This window comes from Pseudomonas segetis (genome assembly GCF_900188155.1).
Taxonomy (GTDB): Bacteria; Pseudomonadota; Gammaproteobacteria; order Pseudomonadales; family Pseudomonadaceae; genus Aquipseudomonas; species Aquipseudomonas segetis.
This window is the reverse complement of sequence record NZ_FZOG01000003.1, coordinates 477,913-499,289: the sequence shown is the minus strand read 5'-3', so window position 1 is coordinate 499,289 and position 21,377 is coordinate 477,913. Positions and strand designations below refer to the sequence as shown.

Here is a 21,377-nt window from a genome sequence, read left to right as displayed (position 1 = left end):
GAGCATGAAGGACCCGCACAACGAACCGAGCCTGAATGATGCTCAAGACCCTTGTTTCCTGTACCTGGATATTGATAGGCGGTGCTTTCATGACTTTTGCAAAGGCTGAACCCAATGTTTCAACCGCAATTGTGGAGGATCGCCAGATACTGGTGATCATGACCAATCACGCCAGCTATCCGTCGCGAGCCGACACCACGGGGCTGTGGCTGACCGAATTGACGCACTTCACCGATGTGGTGGAGGCGGCCGGCTACACAACGGTGTTTGCCAGCCCAAAGGGTGGCGCGGTTCCACTGGATGAGCGCAGCCTTGGCTGGCTCTACATGGATAAGGCTGCCCGCAAGCACTTGCAGTCCCCGGCCTTTCGCGCCCGCTTGCAAAACACACTACCTATTGCCGATATCGACCCGGCGCGGTTTAGCGCCATCTATTTCACCGGAGGCCATGGCGTGATGTGGGATTTCCCGAAAAATCCAGATCTGCGGCGCGCCGCTGAAACCATCTACAACCGGGGTGGCATTGTATCGGCTGTCTGTCATGGCGTAGCAGGCCTGCTTGAGCTAAGGGATGAGCAAGGCCAGTTGATCGTCAAGGGCAAGAGTCTCACCGGATTCTCCAATCTGGAGGAGCGCCTTTCAGGCATGAACAACCAAGTGCCCTTTTTCCTCGAGAGCACACTGGTGAGCCAGGGTGCGCTCTATCGCAAGAACTGGCTGCCCTTCACTTCATTTGTCATCACCGACGGCAGGCTCGTAACGGGACAAAACCCTCAATCGCCAAAAGCAGTAGCCGAAGCGGTGGTAAGCCAGCTTGCCGCAGACAGGGCAATACGCTGACGGCTCTTCATACCTGCTGAAAACCCACGCGCGAGCTGCCTCTGTTTTTACGCTTGACCTTAAACTTAAGTTTAACGTTAAGGTTATTTCAAGCCGCTTTTCTGAATGTGGCCCTGGCCGACGCCATCAAGCAGATGCACTCGACTTGGAGAGACACAGATTGAAATTCACAAGCATCGTTTTAACAGGATTGCTGTTCAGCACCATTACCAGCCATGCGTTGGCGCAGACGCCGGGAATGCCCAGCCAAAGCGACACGACCCTGATCGATATCGCAGGTCACCAGGTGCCCGTCGTCAAGGGCGGGCTGTACGACCGCTTCCGCTCCAACCCACCGCTGTCGGTGATTGCAACTGAAGTACCGGGCGTCGACCTGAGCTGGTTCAAAGGGCTGGAGAAGAACAAGGTTGATATCGGCTTTGAATCCTACTCACCCAACTTTTACTACCAGAACAGTCGCGTCACGGCTGTCTATACGGCAGATCTGGACAGGCTTAGAGCACTGATGCCAGCTGAAGTACTGGACAGCGTGCAACCCCTGCAGATCTGGCCAGGTCGTGGCTTGATCGCCTTTACCGCGTACCACTACGAACATTGCGATAACGACACCTATAACGAAATCGCGTTGTCCATCATCACCAACAAGCCCGGCCACTCCAACCTGGGTCCGCTGACACTGGTCGGTCAGTCGATGTCTGGCGACTTCTGGGGTTATGTACTCAAATTGCCGGTCAACACAGAGCTTGCGCGGGTGCGCGGCGTTGTCGGTTACAACCTGCCGAAATGGTTGACCGAGATTGAGCGCAAGGAGGATGCCCAGTCTGTGGTCTATGCCATCACCGACAGCCAGACCGGAAAAGTGGATCTGTCCTTCACAGCGAAGAAGCTCGACGATCTATCGCGTGATATCGATATCGTCACAAGCAGCTTCACCAACCTGGATCACCAAGGCCAGTTGGCCTACGGATATGCCGTTTCCCGCCAGCTTAGCCATGGCTCGAGCAGCAGTGCGGATTCGGCCACCCTTACATTGGGCGACGGCAGCCTGTCGAACTACATCCGCACCCTGAAACTAGGCAAGCTGATGAAGTACGAATACGTACCTGAGTTCCAGAGCGCGCTCTACGCGCCGCAACCACTGGCAACCCTGGTTGGCGAGCCCTAGGATCTGTTGTGCCCGTCAGGCCTTGGAAACCTGGCGGGCGGATTTACCCTTGGCAGCGACAGCATCACCCCGGCCTGAAGCCCCAGCTTCATCACGCAGGCGATGCAACAACATCTGCGCATTGTCCGCACAGGCCATGCCCTCGGGCTTAGCCTCGATACCCTTGATGACCAGCAGAAGCTGGGCTTTGTTCTGGGCAAGCCGTTGCTGCAGGATTTCGATTTCCCCAACCTTTTGCTTAAGCCCATCAAGCAACTCATCGTGCTGCCAGCCATTGGCATTCATCGGCATTAACTGCCGGATCTCTTCCAATGAAAAACCTGCGGCCTGAGCGCCGGTAATGATTTGCAAAACCCACTCGGTATCAGGCGCGTAATCCCTATAGCCATTGGCTTTGCGCTCGACGGACTTGATCAGGCCGCTGGCCTCGTAGAAGCGAATGCGTGAAGGCGCCAAGCCGCTGATTTTCGCCAGTTCACCTATTCTCATATCTCACCCAGAAAGCTATTAACCTTAATCCTGACTTTAAACCTAAAGCCAGTAGCCAGCCAAAGGTTTGCGAAGCAGAATGCTTAAAACCTGATCAGGCTAGGTCCGCGACAAGCCGGTAACCAAGGCCTGGACCGATCTATGCGCGTCGCTAATGGGCAATAACTACGGCGAACAGAAAAATTACCAAACCCGGAGATAACCGCCCCTCATACGAGACGGACAAACGCTTGGCATGACAAAGCCCGGCAATGCCGGGCTTTGGCTTTATGTCGCTGCAGATGAGCCACTTCCAGCGGCGGGAAACACCACCGCTGAGAGGTCATTGGCCCGTCAGTTCAGGTGGGCCTTCAGTTCACCGGCAGCTTGGCGCATTGCTGCCTTGACCTCAGGAATATCGCTCAGAGGGTTAAGCAGCCCGTAATCGTGGATCATTCCGTTATAGCGCACCGCAGTGACATCGACACCAGCCGCATCCAGCTTTTGTGCATAGGCTTCGCCTTCGTCACGCAGTACATCTAGACCGGCAGTCTGGATCAAGGCTGGCGGCAGCCCTTTGAGTTGCTCTGATGTCGCGCGCAGCGGTGAGGCATGGATGTCGGCACGTTGCTTTGGATCAGTGGTGTAGTTATCCCAGAACCACTTCATCATCCCAGTTGTGAGGAAATGCCCCTCGCTGTACTGGCGATACGAAGCGGTTTCAAAATTGGCATCCGTAACCGGCCAGAGCAGAAGCTGAAAACGCAACTCGGGGGCCTTGCGCTCCTTGGCCATCAAGCTGACAACCGCTGCCATGTTGCCACCAACGCTATTGCCTGCGACCGCCAGGCGGCTACCATCGACACCGATTTCCTTGCCGTTCTCCGCCACCCAGCGCGTTGCAGAGTAGGCCTGGTTGATGGCGGTTGGATATTTCGCCTCAGGCGACGGCGTATAGTCGACATATACAGCTACGGCACCAGAGCCGACCACCAGATCACGAATCAGGCGAGCATGGGTCGGGTAGTCGCCCAGCACCCATCCACCGCCATGGAAGAACATGAAAGCAGGCAGCTCGCCGGCCTGTTTTTCGGGGCGCACGATGGTCAGCCTGATCGTCTTGCCATCTGCCGTGATGGTGCGTTCGCTAACCTCGGTGCCGGAAAGATCAACCTTTACTGACGTCTGTGCGCCAGTCAGAACGGCTCGGGCCTGCTTCGGGCTCAACTGTTCGATTGGCGTTCCGCCACCGGCGGCCAGAGCATCGAGAAATGCCTGGGTATGATGTTCTGCAACAGGTTCAGCAGCGTAGGCGCTGCCAAGGGAAACAGCGAGTGTCAAAGCGGTCAGGCTATTTTTCAAGGCGTTCATAATTATATCCATTCAAGTAAGGGTTCGACTGAAAAAGGCATCGCGACCAGTCTGAAGAGTTGCGATGCCATCAAATGAAAAGATCAGGAAACGGTGCGCTGAGGTGCCTTGTGCACCATGGTGTAGGCGTAATCGACACCCATGCCATATGCACCGCTGTGTTCAAGCACCAGGCCCATCACGGCCTCATAGGTATCTTTGTGAGCCCAGTCGCGCTGGTATTCGAGCAGCACTTGCTGCCAGGTCACAGGGATCGCGCCTGCCTGCACCATGCGCATGACAGACATATCGTGGGCCTCTTTGGTCGTGCCACCCGAGGCATCGGTCACGATGTACACCTCGTAGCCTTCCGCCAGAGCTTCAAGCGCCGGGAAAGTCAAGCACACTTCAGTCCAGAGCGCCGCGATGATCAGCTTCTTGCGCCCGGTTGCCTTGACGGCTTCCACCAGTTTCTTGTCCTCCCAGGAGTTCATTGAAGTGCGCTCGATCGGCTGTTGCTCCGGGAATACCGAGAGCAGCTCCGGCCAGATGTAGCCACTGAAGCTTTGCGTTTCCACCGAGGTAAAAATGGTAGGTACGTTGAAGATTTTGGCGGCCTTGGCCAGGCCGACCGTGTTGTTTTTCAAGGTCTGGCGGTCAATGGACTGCACGCCAAATGCCATTTGTGGCTGGTGGTCGATCAGGATCAGGGCAGAATTGGTCGGGTTGAGCAGTTCGCGGTTAGACATGGGCGTTTCCTTCCAAGGCATGTGGTTCTGATTAGTAGTGCCGTCGTTTGGCGCTGGCCTGTACCGGCGCTGTGGATGCCACTTTAGGGCTCGCCTTAATAAGGGACAATCCCATAAAATCGAGAATCATTGATTCCAAATTGGGGACAATATTGGACCGCATAGATTGCATGCGCACTTTCGTAGCTACAGTCAACGCCAACGGTTTTGCGGCAGCAGCCCGAATGCTTGGGGTACCTCGCTCAAAAGTCAGCAAGCAGATCCAAGCGCTGGAGTCCTCACTCGGCGTGCAACTGCTACTGCGTACCACTCGCAGCTTGCATCTGACGGAGGCCGGCAGTGATTACTACGATGCCTGCCGCGAGCTGCTCGCCTCACTGGAGGAAGCAGAACAACGGGCCCGCAGCGGGCTGGCTGAAACCCAGGGCGTGCTGAGGATCAATGCGCCCATGTCGTTCGGCCTGTGTCGGCTAGGGCCGTTGATTCCCAAGTTTTATCAACTGCATCCCAAGGTCGAGTTGCAACTGGTGTTCAGCGACCAGCAAGTCGATCCGGTAAAGGGCGGTTTTGATGTGACTATCCGCATCGCCAGCCTGGCAGACTCGTCTTTCGTGGCTCGGCACCTGGCACCCGCGCCGCGCGTACTGGTAGCGTCCCCCTGCTACCTGCAGGCTAATGGAATACCCAAGGTGCCGCGCGACCTGGCCACGCACCAATGCCTGAACTACGGCTACCTGCAAGGTGGTGTCAGCCTGCAACTCAGCAATGGTCGAGAAACCCAGAACGTATTGGTGACTGGCCCCTTGCATGCCAATAACGGGGATCTTCTAGCACAGGCGGCCGAGGCGGGAATGGGCATTGCTCTATTGCCGACCTTCATTGTGGAAAAAGCGCTTGAAGAAGGTCGCCTGGTAGCCGTGATGTGTGACTGGCAAGCCCCTCCTATTTCCATCAATGCGGTCTATCCCGGCGCGCAACGTGTGCCACTTAAAACCCGGGTGTTTCTGGATTTTCTTGTTCAGGAGTTACGTGGTTAGATCCAGTGCAGTCCAGAGTCTGGCATGTCATCGCATGCCGACTTGCTGTTTTCAGACACGACCAAGCCCCTGTTTTGTCGATATGCCAACAGCGGGTAGCTGTTGGCTTCATAAAACCGACCTGTCTCCAATTGCTCCTTGACCAACAATATTCCGAGCCCTGTTCCAGGCTCAGCTGTAGAAGCTCGAAGGCGGAACGCCGAACTGTCGGCGGAACGCTGCTGCAAAGGCACTCTGGCTGTCATAGCCATGCTGCAGGGCCACTTGCAGCACCGGCAGGCCCTCGGCCAGGGCCTCCAGCGAGAGCAATAGGCGCGCCTGTTGGCGCCAGCGACCGAAGGTGATGCCGGTGCTGCGAAGAAAATGCCGGTGGAAGGTTTTCGGGCTCATCGCGAGTTGTTCCGCCCAATACTCGGCACCACCCTCCTGCGCCGGATTCTGCTCCAGGGCGCGGCAGACCTGGGCTATGCGTTCGTCGTTCGGCCAAGGCAAGTGGAAAGGCAATACCGGAAGGCTGCGAAGTTCGTCCAGTAGAAAACGCATCAAGCGACCGTCCCGGCTTTCTGCCCGGTACTGCGCTGGCACTTGAGTAGCAGCCTGGATAAGTTCTCGCAGCAGTGGCGACACATCGATCACGCAATTGCCCACCGGCAGCCCTTCGATGGCCTCGGGGTTGACAAACAGGCTGCGCATGCAGGCTGTGCCGCGCATGCGCAGGGAGTGCTCGACACCAGCCTGCAACCAGACGCCTCGGGTCGGAGGTATGACCCATCGCCCCACTGGGGTCTCCACCACCAGCACCCCGGAGATGGCATAGATCAACTGCGCGCGGGGATGGCTGTGGGCAGGCACTTGATGGCCGCTGGGGTAGTCTACCGCAACACCGGTGACTGGCATGGCCAGGGAATCGTAGAACAGAGAACTGTGGTCGACCATGGGCAAGTCCAAGGCATGCGGCAGGCTAGCTTAGCCGCAGAAATGACCATTTGGCGATAACGATGGACCATTTGCCGTAAATATCCGGGCCTGCAGCTTCTTATACTGGGCGCATGTCTCTGCGGAACCATGCCATGAACGCTGCGCCACCCTCACTAACGCTACTAACCCTGAGCTACGGCCGGGGTCTGTTGCCGCCTGAGCGGCGGCGACTTGCGATCTCCCCCAGATCCCGACCTTAAGCAGACCGCCATGGCGGACAGGGGAGATCGATACCACCCGTTTTCCCGTTCGAGGCCCAGCCCATGCTCCGCAATCCACAAACCAGGTACCGCCCCTCCCCCGTCATAGACCTGCCTGACCGCCGCTGGCCTTCGCGCCGCCTAACTCAGGCGCCGGTGTGGTTGTCCACCGACCTGCGCGACGGCAACCAGGCGCTGTTCGAGCCGATGAGCCGGGAGCGCAAGCTGCGCTTGTTCAACGAGCTGGTGCGCCAGGGGTTCAAGGAGATCGAGATGGGCTTTCCGGCTGCCTCAAGCACCGACTTCAAGATCATCCGTCAGTTGATCGACGAGAATGGTATTCCCGATGACGTCACACCCATGGTCATGACCCAGCTGCGAGACGACCTGATCGACGAGACCGTGCGCGCCGTAGCTGGCGCGCGGCGAGTGATAGTGCACCTGTACAACGCCATCGCCCCGGTGTGGCGGCGCGTGGTCTTCGGCCTCTCGGTGGACGAAATCGAGCAGTTGGTGATGCGTCACGTGCAGTTGCTCAAGGAGAAGGTAGCCGCGCACCCCGAGACCGAGTGGGTGCTGCAATACTCCCCGGAAACTTTCTGCATGGCCGAGTTGGAGGTATCGCTGCGCATGTGCAACGCCGCCATCCGCACCTGGGATGCCGGCCCCGACCGGCCGATCATCATCAACCTGCCAACCACTGTGGAAGTGGCGACGCCAAACGTCTTTGCCGACCAGATCGAGTGGATGCACCGGCGCCTGGAACGTCGCGAGCATGTGGTGCTATCGGTTCACCCACACAATGATCGCGGCACTGGCGTAGCCTGCGCCGAGCAGGCGCTGCTGGCAGGCGCCCAGCGCGTGGAAGGCTGCCTGTTCGGCAATGGCGAGCGCAGCGGCAACCTCGACTTGGTAACCCTGGCGTTGAACCTCTACACCCAAGGCATAGACCCGCACCTGGACTTCTCCGATATCGCCGGAGTGGCACGAATTGCCGAGGCCTGCACCGGACTACCAATCCACCCGCGCCATCCCTATGTCGGGGACCTGGTGTTCACCGCCTTCTCCGGCTCACATCAAGACGCCATCGCCAAGGGGTTTGCCGTACAGGACCCCAAGGGTTTCTGGGAAGTGCCCTACCTGCCGATCGACCCCAAGGAGCTCGGACGCACCTATGACAGTATCGTGCGGGTCAACAGCCAGTCAGGCAAAGGTGGCATTGCCTACCTTCTGCAGCGAGACCACAACGTGCTGATGCCACGGCGGATGCAGGTGGAGTTCAGCGCTATCGTGCAGAAAGTAGCGGACAGCAGCGAGACAGAACTAGCCAGCAGCGAGCTCTGGGAACTCTTCCAGCGCACCTACCTGGCACCAGCGCGCTCGGGTGGAAATCTTGTCTATGTCGGCCATCAACTGTTCGAGGACGACGCTGGCCAGGCCCTGATACTGGAAATCGAGCTATCCAACGGCCACCAACAAAGTCTGCGTGGCGTGGGCAAGGGTCCGATCGACGCGGCAGTGGCCGCCCTCGGCCTGCCCATCCGCGTCGACGGCTACGAAGAACGCAGCTTGGGTGCTGGCGCGCAAGCCCAGGCCCTTGCGTTGGTCGAAGTGGCCTGGCCCGGCATGGCTGGCTCTCGATTCGGCGCCGGTGGCCACACGAACATCGTGACAGCGTCAATCCAGGCACTGCTCGTTGCGGTGTCACGCTTCGAAGGAGGCCCAGCGCAGTTAGCCGTCCGCTAATCACTTCGTAAGAAGTTATCCCGCTAGCACTGACACTTTCGGCCAGCAGACATTGTCCGTCGCTGACCGAAAGTAGCATGTCGCCAGCACTAAAAGCAGTGCCCGCACCACCGAATCAAATCCATGGGTGGTTCGTAGCAGTTCGTTCACCACCCTGGGGGCCTGTGTGCAAAATGTCCCGTGGCTCGATCATCAGCTTCTCTTCTTCACCTTGTGCAGCTGTTTACTGCTCTACGCCCCGTGGTACGACATGTAAACCAGTTCTGGCCCCTTGCAGTTGTATCTACGCCTTGCAGCGCACGGACCTCAAAAGACGAGAGCGAATTGAGTACAGATCGTCCCCTCACAAGCGGCTTACAGCTGTAAGGTCTGCTTCTATGTCTGCCTCCTAAATGCAGCGACTCTCGGATTGCATGTCAGACGGACGGCTGATTACCGCATTGACATATCGGTAAATCTCGATATTATCCAGCCCATGGAATTGATCGAAATATTCAAAGCCCTCTCCAACCGCACGCGTCTTGAAATCCTCAAGGGGTTGAAAGATCCGGAGAAAAACTTCCCCCCACAAGATGAAGGGGACGTTCATGCGGTCGGGGTTTGTGTAAGCAGCATTCAAGAAGGCGTCGGCCTGTCGCAATCGACGGTGTCCGATTACCTGGCGACACTGCAACGAGTGGGCCTAGTTGAAGTCCGTCGCATCGGGCAATGGACCTACTACAAGCGCAATGAAGCAAACATAAGTGCTCTTGCCGAGATCATAGGCAAGGAGCTGTAATTTTTTATCATCAAATATCGATAAATCCCGATATTCCGTTTTGTCGAAGAGGACATTAGAAATGAACTGAGCCAAGAGGAACGTCCGTAAATTTTTCCGTTTTTTAATATCGAAAAATCTCGATATCTCTTTTTATCGAAACAAGGATATACAATGAAAGCGCAAATACTTAAATCATTTGGTGGACCGGAATCATTCGAGCTAAGTGACGTACCCAAGCCAGTGCCAAGTGCAGGAGAAGTTCTGGTGCGGGTACACGCAACCTCTATCAATCCGTTGGATTTCCAGGTTCGACGTGGCGACTATTCCGACTATGTGCCACTGCCAGCCATTACGGGGCATGACGTGTCCGGTGTTGTTGAAGCCGTCGGGCCAGGTGTGACGAATTTCGTGCCTGGCGATGAAGTCTGGTACACCCCGCAAATTTTTGACGGCCCTGGAAGTTATGCCGAGTACCACGTTGCAGCCGAAAGCATTATCGGCAAGAAGCCATCGACGCTGAGCCATCTCGAAGCAGCCAGCCTGACCCTGGTTGGCGGAACAGCATGGGAAGCATTGGTCGTGCGAGCGGCACTCAGAGTTGGGGAGAGCATCTTGATCCACGGCGGCGCGGGAGGCGTCGGCCATGTTGCGATCCAAGTGGCAAAAGCCATGGGCGCCAAGGTGTTCACCACCGTACGCGAAGCAAACTTTGAGTTCGCCCGAAGCCTGGGGGCCGATGTAGTCATTGATTACGAGAAAGAGGATTACGTCGACGCCATCCTGCGTGAAACCGATGGCCACGGGGTCGATGTGGTGTTCGACACCATCGGCGGCAACACATTGTCGCGCAGCCCCGACGCGCTCGCGCAACTTGGCCGCGTGGTCTCGATTGTAGACATTGCCCAGCCACAAAACCTGGTGCAGGCCTGGGGTAAGAATGCCAGTTACCACTTCGTTTTCACCAGACAAAACCGCGGCAAGCTCGATGAGTTGAGTGCATTGGTCGAACGTGGTCAGTTGCGACCCCATGTAGGCGCGGTCTACTCCCTTGCAGACATTGGTCTCGCCCATGCTCTGCTGGAGAGCCGCAATAACGGTCTCCGGGGAAAAATCGCGATTGCAGTCGAGCCACAGGCTCATCTCGTCAGCGCGAATGTTTAACCGTTGAACTCAAATTGAGAGGATGTCCCATGATTTATGAAATCGCTTTGCTGCCAGTTCACAAAGAACATATCGAAAACTTCAAGCATGCCTTTGCAGAGGTCACGCCTTTGCTCAGGCGGGCAAAGGGTTACGGCGGGCACATGCTCGCCCAAGGAATAGAGACGCCCGAACGATTCAACCTGATTGTGCGCTGGCAATCCCTTGAGGATCACAAGGGCTTCGAAGCGAGTGAAGACCATCAGGTGTTCATGGCACGTTTAGAGCAATATTTCCCAGAAGAACCGACGGTCTACCACATCGAGGGCGCCGCTTTTACGACGGGAGAAGATGGTGATCGGCACAGCTTCTTTGATAGGACGTTGCCAGCGTCTTAGACGGTTTAATGGCTTTAAACAATTGGTCGCGCTAAGGAATGTACAAGCTTGATGTGGCTAATTTGCAGTGATCGCGATTTGATCTGACAATTGTAGGCTTGAACACAGGGTTGTCAGATCAAATTCAGCTGTTGTGTGCGATGATTTTATTGCGGTCTAGCCAAGTAGGCAGTGATCAGGACTAGATCGATTGGTCACTTCTGGCCGCTTTGAGTCTTTAGCATCAAGCAGGAGTCGGCCAAAAAGTGGACACTGACTTACGGCCTGATGTAGCAGCAATTGAAATTCACGGAGTTCCTTTATGCTGAGCACCTTTTCCTTTTATGGAACAAGCGCTCTAGCTCAATGCTGGGACGCTCGGCGATGACCGTGGCCCAAACCGGGCTTGATGCACGCTCGAGCTGGCAGCAGTCCGTAAGCTGAATTACTCAACCACTGCACGGATAGTGATTTCGATCAGCTGCTGTGGGAACGCAAGGCCAGATACGCCTATGAGATTGCTGGCAACCTGTGGAATTTCGGCGCCATAAAACTCCTTGCGAACCTTACCGGCTGCAGCGAACGCCGCTGGAACGTCGATCACGAAAAGAGTTTCCTCTACCACGTGCTCCAGCCCCGCACCAAACTCCGCCAACAAATCGACGATGTTCTTGTAGGTCTGCCGCATCTGCGCTTCCATCGCGGAAAAATCAGCAGGTTTTCCCTCCGGAGTCAGGTCAGCGGGGGCGATGAGATCGCCTTTGGAATCATGGCTCAACTGCCCTGAAAGATAGATTGTGTCCTTGACCTGAACGGCTTGTACATAGCCGTACAGCCCCTCCCAGGCGACACCGAAGCTAGCAGTTTTCTTTGCTGGAAGGTTACCTTGGTTTGCCATCACAGATTCTCCATGTAAGGAAGTTGCTTCGTGGTCGCAGGATGATGGCCAAGAGCACGAAGAAAAAACTGCATATCTGTGCTCAATGGCACAGAGAAACGCGGACGCCGAGAGCACCTGCGCTAGCGCCTGCTGCAATGCCAAGAGGCAAACCGAAGCCTAATTTGAACTCCGGCTCTGCCTCTCAGAAAGATCACTTACCCGCAGTCAAAGCGGTGTAGCTGGTGATCAGGTTGCGATAGTCCGGGATATGGTCGGAGCAGATCTTGGCCAGACCTTCCACATCGTTGCGCCAGTCGCGGTGCAGCTCACAGGCTACGGCAAACCAGTTCATCAGTTGCGCGCCGGCCTGGGTCATGCGCTGCCATGCCGAGTCGCGGCTGATCTGGTTGAAGGTGCCGGAAGCGTCGGTCACCACGAACACGTCGAAGCCTTCTTCGATGGCCGACAGGGCCGGGAACGCCACACAGACTTCGGTGACCACACCGGCGATTATCAGCTGCTTCTTGCCGGTGGCCTTGATCGCCTTGACGAAGTCTTCGTTGTCCCAGGCGTTGATCTGGCCAGGGCGGGCGATGTACGGCGCATCCGGGAACATTTGCTTCAGCTCCGGTACCAGTGGGCCGTTGGGGCCGGTTTCGAAGCTGGTGGTGAGGATGGTCGGCAGGTTGAAAAACTTGGCGATATCAGCCAGCGCCAGCACGTTGTTCTTGAACTTGTCCGGATCGATGTCACGAACCAGGGAGAGCAGGCCTGCCTGATGGTCGACCAGAAGAACGACAGCATTGTCTTTGTCCAGGCGGTTGTAAGTGGCGTTGGTCATGGTGAAGTCCTCGATTTACTTTCAGTGGGTTCCGGCTATGCCGGTGATTTTGGTTTGCCTTGCAGTGCGTCACTGCATGGAAGAAATATTAAATTCGAGACGACTAATGCACTAGACTATGAAAATTGCCTCTAGCGTTCTATTTGGGGAACGATCTATGGAAGACCTCAACAGCCTCTACTACTTCACCCAGGTGGTGGAACAAGGCGGCTTCGCCGCAGCCGGACGCGCGCTGGAGATGCCCAAATCCAAGCTCAGCCGGCGCATCGCCCAGCTCGAGGATCGCCTAGGTGTGCGCCTGCTGCATCGCACCAGCCGGCACCTGTCGCTTACCGAGATCGGCCAGGAGTATTACCAGCGCTGTCTGGCCATGCGCGTGGAGGCCGAAGGCGCGGCGGAGGTAATCGAACGCAACCGCGCCGAGCCGCGCGGCATGGTGCGCTTGGCCTGCCCGACAACGCTGCTCAATTCCTGGGTCGGGCCAATGCTGACCCGCTACATGCTCAAGTACCCGCTGGTGGAGCTGTACATCGAGAGCACCAACCGCCGGGTAGAACTGCTGCATGAAGGTTTCGACGTGGCCTTGCGGGTGCGCTTCCCGCCGCTGGAAAACACCGACATGGTAATGAAAGTGCTGGGCGCCAGTACCCAGTGTCTGGTCGGCCACCCGGACCTGCTGGCCTCGCTGCCAGAGAACTTCAAGCCCGAGGACCTGGGCCGTTTGCCGAGCCTGTACTGGGGAGGGTCACGGCGGGACTATCAGTGGGAGCTACTCGGCCCGGACGATGGACGGCAGGTGATCGCGCACCAGCCACGGATGATAACCGACGACCTGCAAGCCCTGCGCAACGGCGTACTGGCCGGTCTGGGTATCGTTCATCTGCCCTGGGTGGCAGTGCGCGAAGACGTGGCCGCTGGCAAGCTGGTGGAGATGCTGCCGGGATGGGCGCCCAAGTGCGGCATCGTTCACGCCATATTCCCGTCGCGCCGTGGCCTGTTGCCCTCGGTACGCACACTGATCGACTTCCTGGCCGAAGAGTTTAGCCAGAGCGATATGGCGTAATGTAGTAGAGCGGTGGGCAGCCATAAATACCTGCATTTGGCCGAGAGCTGCCAGTTACAACGAGAGCATCTAACACAGTGTTAGCTGCTAGCGCCTCAGTTGTCCTTGAACGCACTTAGGCATAGATCCACAAAACTGCGCACTTTGGGGTCCATGTAGCGGCTGGATGCGAACACCGCGTGGACGGGCGCAGGCACCTCTGCCCATCCGGGAAGCACACAGCTCAGCGTGCCTTGGACCACATGCGGTTCAGCCATAAAACGGGGCAACTGTGTGATCCCGAGCCCGGTAAGCACGAGGTTTCTCGCAGAGATCGTACTGTTGACCGCACAGCGCGGGGACGCCGTAACCTTCTCGGTTTTCGCGCCGTTGACCAGCGCCCAGTTGGCGCGCCCGCGCGTCGTCTTCATGATCAGGTCGTGATGCTTCAGGTCAGCGACCGATGTAATTGCGGGGGCGCGTTTCAAGTAATCGGTAGCCGCATACAGCCCGTAATCCACTTCGCCGAGCTTGCGCGCGGAAAGGCTTGAGTCGTCCAGCGCGCCAACGCGAATGGCGACATCAAACCCTTCGTGAATGATGTCCACCAGGCGGTTTGTATATTCCGCCTCAACCGTCACCTTCGGCGCCAACCGCAGGAAGTCCGCCACCCAATTGTCCACCACCATCGTGCCGAACTCAGAGCCGGCAGTGAGCTTGAGCAGCCCCTTTGGTTCTCTGGACTGTTGTGCCACCGCCGCCTCGGCGGCCTCGGCAGCGGTAAGGATGCTCATGGCACGTTCGAAGTAGTCGCGCCCGACTTCAGTCACGCTCAGACGGCGCGTCGAGCGGGTCAGCAACTGAGCACCAAGCTTGTCTTCCATGCGACTGACAATGCGGCTGACGCGCGCCTTGTCTGTGCCTAGCCGGTCAGCCGCCAGGGTGAACGAGCCATCGGTGACGACGGCTGCGAAGACGCGCATTTCGGGTAAATCGATTGATGTATTCATGGACAACAGTATTTGATCGTGGGGCGTATTTATCAAGCCATGGGGCAAATCTAAAGTGCGGCCCATGCAACAAGCCGTATGCCATCGACACAGCGGTGATACCCGCTGGATGCGGTTTTAAGCGGCCCGTAAACCAGACGCTCCCACCTGTTGTTGTGCGTTCGGCTTGCTTGCATGGCTTCTCACGGCGGATGTGTGTCTTACGCACGTGCCGCGCCGTTCTCCCCCTAGAAGGAAAGACTCAAGATGACACTTACCATCGGCATCATCGGCTCCGGGCTTGTCGGCAAAGCGGTTGCTCACCTAGCCACTGCAGCAGGCTACAACGTGGTTATCAGCAACTCCCGCGGCCCCGATTCGCTGGCTGGGCTGATAACAGAACTGGGCTCACGGGCTCGCGCTGGCACCGTTGATGAAGCGATTGCCGCTGCCGATATCGTTTCGCTGGCAATCCCTCTGGCAAATTTCGAAACCCTTCCCGCTGACAAACTCGTCGGCAAGGTGGTCATTGACCAAACCAACTACTACCCAGGCATCGGCGATTTTCGCCGCGCGGATCTCGACAATGGCGAGCTGACATCCAGTGAGCTGGTGCAGAAGCACCTGTGGGGTTCGAAGGTGGTAAAGGGCATCCACAACATCGGTTGGATCCATATGCAGCACAACGCCCGCCCGGTGGGCGATGCCGAGCGCACTACGTTGCCGATTGCCGGTGACGACCGTGATGCCAAGGACGCCGTGGCCCGCTTCATCGAGGCCGTTGGTTACAACGTGGTCGACGCGGGCTCACTGGAAGACAGTTGGCGGATCGAACCCAATACGCCGATCTATTTCTGGCCTTATGCGCCCGCAATCGCACCGAGTTTGTCCGATGCCGAGGCCAAAAAGGTCTATCAGCAGCCCGGCACCCCAATAGCTCCTGAAAAGGCCCGACAGTTGATCCGCAAGGCCGAACGCCCTTCTCCGATTGGCGGAACGCTGGAGGGCATGCCACCCATCCATATTGCGCTGTTCCTGGAGTTGGCCAGCGCCAATACGCTAAAAAAATAGACTCCACACCGAGCGCCCTTCGAGGGCGTTCGGTGCCTTGTTTTGCCAACGCTAAGCCATGGGTTCTGTCCGCAACATCCCGCCAATTCCTGAAACTATATTGTTGTCTGTAAAAGCAACGGTGTGTCGCTAATCGCTATATTTTTCTACTTCTCACGTTTGAATACAGTGGCCTTCCACGGTAGCAACGGGATGTAGAAAACACATGAAGATTGGCATTCTGAACACCGGCAACGTTGGCAGCCGACTCGCACGAGCCTGGGCCGGCGCAGGCCACCAACTGGTACTGGCCAAAGATGGCGAGGATCGCAAGATCGCACCTCTGCTGGCCGAACTGGGCAACCGCGCCACCCTCGGTACCCTCAAACAGGCAGCAGACTTTGGCGACGCCGTGTTGTTCTCGGTTTACTGGCCTCGGACGGATGCGCTTGTTGATGAGATAGGCGACGCGCTCGACGGCAAAATCGTGATCGAAACCATGAACCCCCTCGGCGTCACCAAAGACTTCGTGCACTTTCATGATGTCGAGTTTATGCGCGACAACTCGACCGCCGAGTACCTGCAAAAACGCCTACCCAACGCTCGGGTAGTTAAGGCGTTTAGCCAACTGGCCGCGCCAGTGCTCGAAGCCGCTGCCTGGGCCTCGTCGCCCACCAAGGCAAACGTTTTCTATGCCACAGACGATCAACAAGCCGGGCAAATCGTTCGGCAACTGATCGAAGACGCTGGCTTTACCCCCATCAACGCCGGCCCTCTGAAAGTTGCCCGACAGCTAGAGCAACTGGGCGTGCTTCTGCATCAGATCGCCGAGCATGAATACAGCGGCGACGCCGACCTGATTCGACTGGGCGCTGCCATTGTCGAAGCAAACCCAGGCCCGATCCTGCGCCAACGTACCGTTTGAACGGACGCTTACCGATCAGTTGATCATCCCTCCAGATTCACAAGGACACTCACATGTCACAGTCACTTATTGGAAAAACTGCGTTGGTCACCGGAGGCTCGCGCGGCATCGGTCGCACGATTGCTGAACGTCTCGCGCAAGAGGGCGCTACGGTGGCTCTGACGTACAACGCAAGCAAAGCCGCTGCTGACGAAGTAGTCGCTGCCATCAGACAAGCCGGTGGCAACGCCTTCGCACTTCACGCCGACCTGGTCGATGCACACGCTATCGCCGCACTTTTCGAAGAGCTCGACAGCGAACTCGTCGACCGCAACGGCAGCAATGGACTCGATATTCTCGTCAACAACGCTGGCAACTCTGGGTGGGGCGGCCTCGCCGATGCCAGCCCGGAAAGCTGGGACACGATCTTCGCCGTCCACGCTCGCGCGCCATTCTTCGTAATTCAATCGGCGTTAAGCCGCTTCGTGAATGGCGGGCGGATTATCAACCTGTCCTCCAGCCTTGGTGCCCGCCCTTTGCCAGTCGTGCCGATCTACTCCATGGCCAAGGCAGCGATCAATAACCTGACTCATGCACTGGCAATGGAACTGGGCCCGCGCCGTATCACCGTGAATGCGGTGGCACCGGGTTGGGTGCGAACCGACATGAATGCCGCCGTGCGCGAGAACGCTGAGATGGTCGCCGCTATTGAGGCCGATACCGCATTGGGGCGCTTCGGTGAAACCGCCGATATCGCCGCAGTGGTCGCGTTTCTGGCTTCTGACCAAGGGCGTTGGATTACCGCACAAGTGATTGAGGCGAGCGGCGGATACAAACTCTGATTCACGGTTATACAGCGGTCTGATAGGTGCAGATTACGGCGATCGTTGTATTTCCTCACGGGCCGCATCTAGCCGGATAGCAATATCTGGCTAGATCGCCGCATAAGCAGCTAGTACTCCTTTTGCTCCGACGTTTGCAACGCTTCGTCGACTTCAGGTACTGACAGTACCTTCAAGCTTTGTACGAGGCATCGTTTCTGGGATAAAGCGCGAGAAGAGAGCCTTCGGAGTTGCATCCGCTAATGACGACAGCGGATGCGCATTTGGCTCGATCATCAAACCCCTGACGAGCCCTGTTCAACCAGAGCCTGCCAAGTCTTAACGCTGGGACGTTCTTGCATCCTGGAATGCCAGGCGCGCAACGCGACGCACGCTTCGGGCACCGCCAGCTTTACGAGGCCGGCGAAGATCATCCCGCCCAGAAGGGCGATGTCGGCCATCGAAAATGTGTCGCCGGCAACGAAAGGCTGATCCATAAGCAGACTGTCAAAATAATGCATGCCCCTGATCGCTTTCTCGCCCATTTTTTCGCCCCATTCAGCGTTCTGGTACAACTCGACCTTCGGGCCTAGGCCTGGGGTAGCGTGATGGAAATACATGCTCACGGCATCGAGAAACTCAATTTCGGCGCGCTTGGTCATCATATGAATAAGCCCTTTCTCCAGAGCCGTTTTGCCGGAAAGGGTCGGCTCACCGTCGAGGCTGTCCAGGTACTGGGTAATTGCAGTGCATTCGGCGATCAGCGTGCCGTCCCCGAGTTCAAGCACTGGCAGGGTGCCGGAGTAGTTTATGGCGAGAAACTCAGGTGCCTTGTGCTCGCCGGTCCAGAGGTTTACCGATACGAACTCGACCTTTGATAGAAGGCCCTTCTCGGCCAGTGCGATACGTACTCGCGCTGGGTAAGGGCCATTGAACCAGTCGTAAATCTTCATTGAGGGAGCAGCGCAAGCCACTCGCTGATGCGGTGCAGTAGTCATTTGGAAGCCTACCTGTCAATTGGTAGGTAAAGCATGAGCCAAAGATTATGTCGCCGTCAACGCCAACCTACCAATTGGCAGGTAACAGCCAAATGAGTAAAGTACGCAGCACGAAAATGGGGCAAGGTGAGGCAGGAGACGTGAGTGAAAACGCTCGAGAGGCAATATTGGCGGCTGCGAAGTCAGCTGCACAGTTGCACGGATACAGCGGTATCAATTTCCGCAGCATCGCCGAAGAGGTTGGCATAAAAAACGCGAGCATCTACTACCACTTTCCCAGCAAGGCAGACTTGGCTGCCGCCGTTGCCGAACGCTACTGGCAGGACACGCTGGCTGCGCTGGAAGTCATACGGCTCGCTACCCCTGATCCGCGCCAGTGTGTGCAGCGGTACTCGTCCATCTTCCGTCAATCATTGGTGAACGGTAACAAACTCTGCCTGTCCAGCTTCATGGCCGCTGAGTACGAGGACCTACCCGATCAAGTGAGCAAAGAGGTCGAGGCCTTCGCGAACGTCAACGTGAGGTGGCTTGCTGAATGCTTGACGGACGCTGGATTGAGCGATGTGTTGAACAGTGAGCGTCGTGCTCGTGCCATCTACACCGCTATCGCAGGCGCACAGTTAATCGCGCGTACGAGGTCGGACATCGCTTTGTTTGACGATTTGATGTTGAGCTACCAGGAAGCGGGGTTGATACCAGCCTGAGCTCACGGCATTCATCGCAGTATTTCCGCAACGTGCATGTAAACGATTCGGGCGTCGGCCTTTCCGGCCGTTGGACGGTGTCAATGTCTGCTTGTGGCCGATTCTGTTGAAAAAGTAGCGGCCTCCCCATGCCGTTGGCAAAATTGCTTTGTCAGCGAGCGTGGGGGCGAACAGCATGATGGGACAGTTACCGGGAGGACAGCAGCGCCTGTTCTACTCGTTCAATCTCGAAGGTCACGTCCCGCCCCATCATCTTCTGCGCAGCATCGACCAGTGCCTGGATCTCAGTGATCTGCGCGCCTACTTGGCGGATTTCTATAGCCCCATCGGGCGTCCCTCGATTGACCCGGAATTGATGGTGCGCATGCTCGTCGTCGGTTACTGCTATGGCATTCGTTCCGAGCGGCGATTGTGCGAAGAGGTGCACCTGAACCTGGCCTATCGCTGGTTCTGCCGGCTGGGTCTGGAAGACGAAGTCCCCAATCACTCGACCTTCTCAAAAAATCGCCATGGGCGTTTTCGTGACAGCGATCTGTTCCGCTGGTTGTTCAATGAAGTGCTGCGGCGCTGCATGGCAGCCGGTCTGGTCAAGGGTGAAGGTTTCGCCGTCGACGCCAGCATCATCAAGGCGGATGCTAGCCGGCAACGTGGGGTAGCAGGAGATGAAGTCGATTGGCGCGATCCAGCACTCAGGAGCCGCGCCGTGCGCGAGTACCTCGAAGCCCTTGATGACGAGGCGCTGGCTGAAGCTCTTCCCAAGAAAATTTCGCTCACTGATCCTCAGTCCCGTTGGACAGCGGCGCCAGGCGGCCCGGCCTTTTTTGCCTACGCCACGAATTACCTGATCGATACTGAGCACGGTGTGATCATGGACGTGGAGGCTACCCCGGCGCACCGTACCGCTGAAGTCGATTCGACCAAGACGATGGTCGAGCGTGTCGAAGCGCAGTTCGACCTCACACCGGAACGCCTTATCGGCGATACCGCCTATGGAACTGCCCCGATGCTGGCCTGGATGGTCGAAGAAAAGGATATCGAGCCGCATGTGCCACTGTGGGACAAGACCGAGCGCAAGGACGACAGCCTCTCCAGTAACGACTTCCACTGGAATCAGGAGACCAATGAATATCGCTGCCCAGCCGGCAAACCGCTACGCAGTGAATGGCGCACCTTCACCCAGAAAAGATCGCGGGTGACTAAGGCCAACACCATCATCTACCGCTCCAGCCAAACCGACTGCGCTACCTGCTCGTTGAAAGCGAAATGCTGCCCCACGGAAGATCGTCCGCAGCATCCATGAGGCTGCCCGCGACGTGGCTCGACGCATCGCCAAGACACCGGAGTACCTCGTCTCTCGCTGCGAACGAAAGAAGGTGGAGATGCTTTTCGCCCACCTCAAACGGATCATGAAACTCGACCGTTTACGACTGCGTGGCCTAACGGGTGCCACTGACGAATTCACTTTGGCGGCCACGGTGCAGAACCTGCGCCGCATGGCCAAGCTTTTGCCTCAAGGGCCACCGCTGACGGGATAGGTACGCCTGCTACGAGCAGAAACCCTCAAATTAACCCTTAAACCTGAGCAAGGACGCTCAGTGAAACGCCGAAAGGCAACTTGAAGTGGCTTGCAGCCACTTCGACAGCAGGCACACCTGATCGGCAGGCTGCCGCTAAAGCTACTTTTTCAACAGAATCGGCCGGTAGCCGCCCCTAGAAGATATCCGCCTCTGGCCGAAAACAAAGTTCAGCCTCTATCTCCTTCCCCACGTTTAAGTGCGAATACCTCAGGCGCTGCGGGCATTTTTCTTTTGCAGGATGGTCGATGCTTCGTCGTAGGCCGCTTGGAAGGCCTCGCCGCCGATCCACTGGATTGCCGTGTCTTCGTCTTCGTCGTGGAAGATTGCGCGATAGGTGATCAGCAGGCCCATCATAAAGTCGGTGGCGGAGTCTTGTGCTTCCTCGGCGATCACCAGTTCCAGAACCGGGTACTGCAAGAAAACCAGGCACATTGCGAGCAGGCTGATGCCTTCGCCGTATTTCATCGCTTCAAACAGGTCGTCGAAGTGCGCCGGGTCGAAACCGTTCTCTTCAATGTCCTTGAAGTCGAAGGTGCTCAGGTCGATGGCAACATCATCGAAAGGCTCGTTGATCAACGGATTGGCCAGCACCGGGTGCACCACATTCGGCCTGGACTTGCCCGAACGGTTTTGCTTGGCCTTGGCTTTGGCCCGCTGGGCGCGTTTTTGCTGTTTATCTGGAGAGGCCATGGCGCCGGGTTCCTTGTCTGGTTCAGCCATGTTGATGGCCAGGAGTAATCACGGTCATATTGTAAACAGTCC

At 57.2% G+C, this 21,377-nt stretch carries 21 protein-coding genes and 1 pseudogene; 13 read left to right on the top strand and 9 right to left on the bottom strand.

Features of this window, described 5'->3' with window-relative positions; all coding sequences use genetic code 11:
* Window positions 1–89 precede the first annotated feature (89 nt).
* Complete coding sequence (locus CHB79_RS13535; RefSeq protein ID WP_245851472.1) at window positions 90–839, top strand: type 1 glutamine amidotransferase domain-containing protein; 750 nt, start codon at window positions 90–92, stop codon at window positions 837–839.
* Between the two features lie 160 nt (window positions 840–999).
* A complete protein-coding gene (locus tag CHB79_RS13530) occupies window positions 1,000–2,004 on the top strand; it encodes an acetoacetate decarboxylase (ADC) (RefSeq protein ID WP_089360288.1) in 1,005 nt (334 codons plus the stop codon).
* Between the two features lie 15 nt (window positions 2,005–2,019).
* Here the strand turns inward: CHB79_RS13530 and CHB79_RS13525 are convergent, their stop codons facing one another.
* The 3 genes from CHB79_RS13525 to CHB79_RS13515 form a co-directional block, all read right to left on the bottom strand.
* Complete coding sequence (locus tag CHB79_RS13525; RefSeq protein ID WP_089360287.1) at window positions 2,020–2,493, bottom strand: MerR family transcriptional regulator; 474 nt, start codon at window positions 2,491–2,493, stop codon at window positions 2,020–2,022.
* A gap of 333 nt (window positions 2,494–2,826) precedes the next feature.
* Window positions 2,827–3,843, bottom strand: coding sequence for an alpha/beta hydrolase (locus tag CHB79_RS13520; RefSeq protein WP_089360286.1), 1,017 nt, complete (start codon window positions 3,841–3,843; stop codon window positions 2,827–2,829).
* A gap of 83 nt (window positions 3,844–3,926) precedes the next feature.
* Complete coding sequence (locus CHB79_RS13515) at window positions 3,927–4,571, bottom strand: hydrolase (protein ID WP_089360285.1); 645 nt, start codon at window positions 4,569–4,571, stop codon at window positions 3,927–3,929.
* 152 nt (window positions 4,572–4,723) lie between these two features.
* On the opposite strand from CHB79_RS13515, the gene CHB79_RS13510 reads away from it, so the two are divergent.
* Window positions 4,724–5,608: a LysR family transcriptional regulator gene (locus CHB79_RS13510; protein ID WP_089360284.1), complete on the top strand. Its 885-nt coding sequence runs from the start codon at window positions 4,724–4,726 to the stop codon at window positions 5,606–5,608.
* Window positions 5,609–5,779: 171 nt separating this feature from the next.
* On the opposite strand, the gene CHB79_RS13505 is transcribed toward CHB79_RS13510, so the two are convergent.
* Window positions 5,780–6,544, bottom strand: coding sequence for an AraC family transcriptional regulator (locus CHB79_RS13505; protein WP_089360283.1), 765 nt, complete (start codon window positions 6,542–6,544; stop codon window positions 5,780–5,782).
* A 305-nt stretch (window positions 6,545–6,849) separates the two neighbouring features.
* Between CHB79_RS13505 and CHB79_RS13500 the strand changes: the two genes are divergently transcribed.
* The 4 genes from CHB79_RS13500 to CHB79_RS13485 all read left to right on the top strand — a co-directional run bounded on the left by CHB79_RS13500 (window position 6,850) and on the right by CHB79_RS13485 (window position 10,830).
* The gene (locus tag CHB79_RS13500; RefSeq protein WP_089360282.1) at window positions 6,850–8,532 is read left to right on the top strand and encodes a 2-isopropylmalate synthase; all 1,683 of its coding nucleotides are present in this window, start codon (window positions 6,850–6,852) and stop codon (window positions 8,530–8,532) included.
* 475 nt (window positions 8,533–9,007) lie between these two features.
* The gene (locus tag CHB79_RS13495) at window positions 9,008–9,310 is read left to right on the top strand and encodes an ArsR/SmtB family transcription factor (protein WP_010489408.1); all 303 of its coding nucleotides are present in this window, start codon (window positions 9,008–9,010) and stop codon (window positions 9,308–9,310) included.
* Window positions 9,311–9,463: 153 nt separating this feature from the next.
* The gene (locus CHB79_RS13490; RefSeq protein WP_089360281.1) at window positions 9,464–10,453 is read left to right on the top strand and encodes a zinc-dependent alcohol dehydrogenase family protein; all 990 of its coding nucleotides are present in this window, start codon (window positions 9,464–9,466) and stop codon (window positions 10,451–10,453) included.
* Between the two features lie 29 nt (window positions 10,454–10,482).
* Window positions 10,483–10,830: an antibiotic biosynthesis monooxygenase family protein gene (locus tag CHB79_RS13485; protein ID WP_010489404.1), complete on the top strand. Its 348-nt coding sequence runs from the start codon at window positions 10,483–10,485 to the stop codon at window positions 10,828–10,830.
* Window positions 10,831–11,254: 424 nt separating this feature from the next.
* On the opposite strand, the gene CHB79_RS13480 is transcribed toward CHB79_RS13485, so the two are convergent.
* Complete coding sequence (locus CHB79_RS13480; RefSeq protein ID WP_089360280.1) at window positions 11,255–11,707, bottom strand: RidA family protein; 453 nt, start codon at window positions 11,705–11,707, stop codon at window positions 11,255–11,257.
* Window positions 11,708–11,900: 193 nt separating this feature from the next.
* On the bottom strand, window positions 11,901–12,530 hold the full coding sequence (gene ycaC / locus CHB79_RS13475; RefSeq protein WP_089360279.1) for an isochorismate family cysteine hydrolase YcaC: 630 nt from the start codon (window positions 12,528–12,530) through the stop codon (window positions 11,901–11,903).
* 157 nt (window positions 12,531–12,687) lie between these two features.
* On the opposite strand from ycaC, the gene CHB79_RS13470 reads away from it, so the two are divergent.
* Window positions 12,688–13,593, top strand: coding sequence for a LysR substrate-binding domain-containing protein (locus CHB79_RS13470; RefSeq protein ID WP_089360278.1), 906 nt, complete (start codon window positions 12,688–12,690; stop codon window positions 13,591–13,593).
* Between the two features lie 95 nt (window positions 13,594–13,688).
* Here CHB79_RS13470 and CHB79_RS13465 read toward each other — a convergent pair whose 3' ends face one another.
* A complete protein-coding gene (locus tag CHB79_RS13465) occupies window positions 13,689–14,582 on the bottom strand; it encodes a LysR family transcriptional regulator (protein ID WP_245851469.1) in 894 nt (297 codons plus the stop codon).
* 246 nt (window positions 14,583–14,828) lie between these two features.
* On the opposite strand from CHB79_RS13465, the gene CHB79_RS13460 reads away from it, so the two are divergent.
* From CHB79_RS13460 to CHB79_RS13450, 3 genes are all read left to right on the top strand, one after another.
* Entirely contained in the window at window positions 14,829–15,632 is an 804-nt protein-coding gene (locus CHB79_RS13460) for an NADPH-dependent F420 reductase (protein WP_089360276.1), read from the top strand.
* A 205-nt stretch (window positions 15,633–15,837) separates the two neighbouring features.
* Entirely contained in the window at window positions 15,838–16,536 is a 699-nt protein-coding gene (locus CHB79_RS13455; protein WP_089360275.1) for an NADPH-dependent F420 reductase, read from the top strand.
* 53 nt (window positions 16,537–16,589) lie between these two features.
* Complete coding sequence (locus tag CHB79_RS13450; protein WP_089360274.1) at window positions 16,590–17,357, top strand: SDR family NAD(P)-dependent oxidoreductase; 768 nt, start codon at window positions 16,590–16,592, stop codon at window positions 17,355–17,357.
* Window positions 17,358–17,632: 275 nt separating this feature from the next.
* Here CHB79_RS13450 and CHB79_RS13445 read toward each other — a convergent pair whose 3' ends face one another.
* Window positions 17,633–18,289: a glutathione S-transferase gene (locus CHB79_RS13445; protein ID WP_089360273.1), complete on the bottom strand. Its 657-nt coding sequence runs from the start codon at window positions 18,287–18,289 to the stop codon at window positions 17,633–17,635.
* 185 nt (window positions 18,290–18,474) lie between these two features.
* On the opposite strand from CHB79_RS13445, the gene CHB79_RS13440 reads away from it, so the two are divergent.
* Together CHB79_RS13440 and CHB79_RS13430 are read left to right on the top strand one after the other, a co-directional pair.
* The gene (locus tag CHB79_RS13440; protein ID WP_010489396.1) at window positions 18,475–19,038 is read left to right on the top strand and encodes a TetR/AcrR family transcriptional regulator; all 564 of its coding nucleotides are present in this window, start codon (window positions 18,475–18,477) and stop codon (window positions 19,036–19,038) included.
* A 175-nt stretch (window positions 19,039–19,213) separates the two neighbouring features.
* Window positions 19,214–20,573 (top strand): annotated as a pseudogene (locus CHB79_RS13430) (transposase).
* A gap of 249 nt (window positions 20,574–20,822) precedes the next feature.
* Here the strand turns inward: CHB79_RS13430 and CHB79_RS13425 are convergent.
* Window positions 20,823–21,305, bottom strand: coding sequence for a hypothetical protein (locus CHB79_RS13425; RefSeq protein WP_010489383.1), 483 nt, complete (start codon window positions 21,303–21,305; stop codon window positions 20,823–20,825).
* Window positions 21,306–21,377: the final 72 nt, after the last annotated feature.

Coding starts and splice junctions, on each gene's coding strand:
- ycaC (WP_089360279.1), bottom strand. CDS start 12,530: ATGACCAACGCCACTTACAACCGCCTGGACAAAGACAATGCTGTCGTT.
- CHB79_RS13495 (WP_010489408.1), top strand. CDS start 9,008: ATGGAATTGATCGAAATATTCAAAGCCCTCTCCAACCGCACGCGTCTT.
- CHB79_RS13485 (WP_010489404.1), top strand. CDS start 10,483: ATGATTTATGAAATCGCTTTGCTGCCAGTTCACAAAGAACATATCGAA.
- CHB79_RS13520 (WP_089360286.1), bottom strand. CDS start 3,843: ATGAACGCCTTGAAAAATAGCCTGACCGCTTTGACACTCGCTGTTTCC.
- CHB79_RS13445 (WP_089360273.1), bottom strand. CDS start 18,289: ATGAAGATTTACGACTGGTTCAATGGCCCTTACCCAGCGCGAGTACGT.
- CHB79_RS13460 (WP_089360276.1), top strand. CDS start 14,829: ATGACACTTACCATCGGCATCATCGGCTCCGGGCTTGTCGGCAAAGCG.
- CHB79_RS13480 (WP_089360280.1), bottom strand. CDS start 11,707: ATGGCAAACCAAGGTAACCTTCCAGCAAAGAAAACTGCTAGCTTCGGT.
- CHB79_RS13450 (WP_089360274.1), top strand. CDS start 16,590: ATGTCACAGTCACTTATTGGAAAAACTGCGTTGGTCACCGGAGGCTCG.
- CHB79_RS13465 (WP_245851469.1), bottom strand. CDS start 14,582: ATGAATACATCAATCGATTTACCCGAAATGCGCGTCTTCGCAGCCGTC.
- CHB79_RS13525 (WP_089360287.1), bottom strand. CDS start 2,493: ATGAGAATAGGTGAACTGGCGAAAATCAGCGGCTTGGCGCCTTCACGC.
- CHB79_RS13515 (WP_089360285.1), bottom strand. CDS start 4,571: ATGTCTAACCGCGAACTGCTCAACCCGACCAATTCTGCCCTGATCCTG.
- CHB79_RS13505 (WP_089360283.1), bottom strand. CDS start 6,544: ATGGTCGACCACAGTTCTCTGTTCTACGATTCCCTGGCCATGCCAGTC.
- CHB79_RS13455 (WP_089360275.1), top strand. CDS start 15,838: ATGAAGATTGGCATTCTGAACACCGGCAACGTTGGCAGCCGACTCGCA.
- CHB79_RS13490 (WP_089360281.1), top strand. CDS start 9,464: ATGAAAGCGCAAATACTTAAATCATTTGGTGGACCGGAATCATTCGAG.
- CHB79_RS13425 (WP_010489383.1), bottom strand. CDS start 21,305: ATGGCCTCTCCAGATAAACAGCAAAAACGCGCCCAGCGGGCCAAAGCC.
- CHB79_RS13500 (WP_089360282.1), top strand. CDS start 6,850: ATGCTCCGCAATCCACAAACCAGGTACCGCCCCTCCCCCGTCATAGAC.
- CHB79_RS13470 (WP_089360278.1), top strand. CDS start 12,688: ATGGAAGACCTCAACAGCCTCTACTACTTCACCCAGGTGGTGGAACAA.
- CHB79_RS13535 (WP_245851472.1), top strand. CDS start 90: ATGACTTTTGCAAAGGCTGAACCCAATGTTTCAACCGCAATTGTGGAG.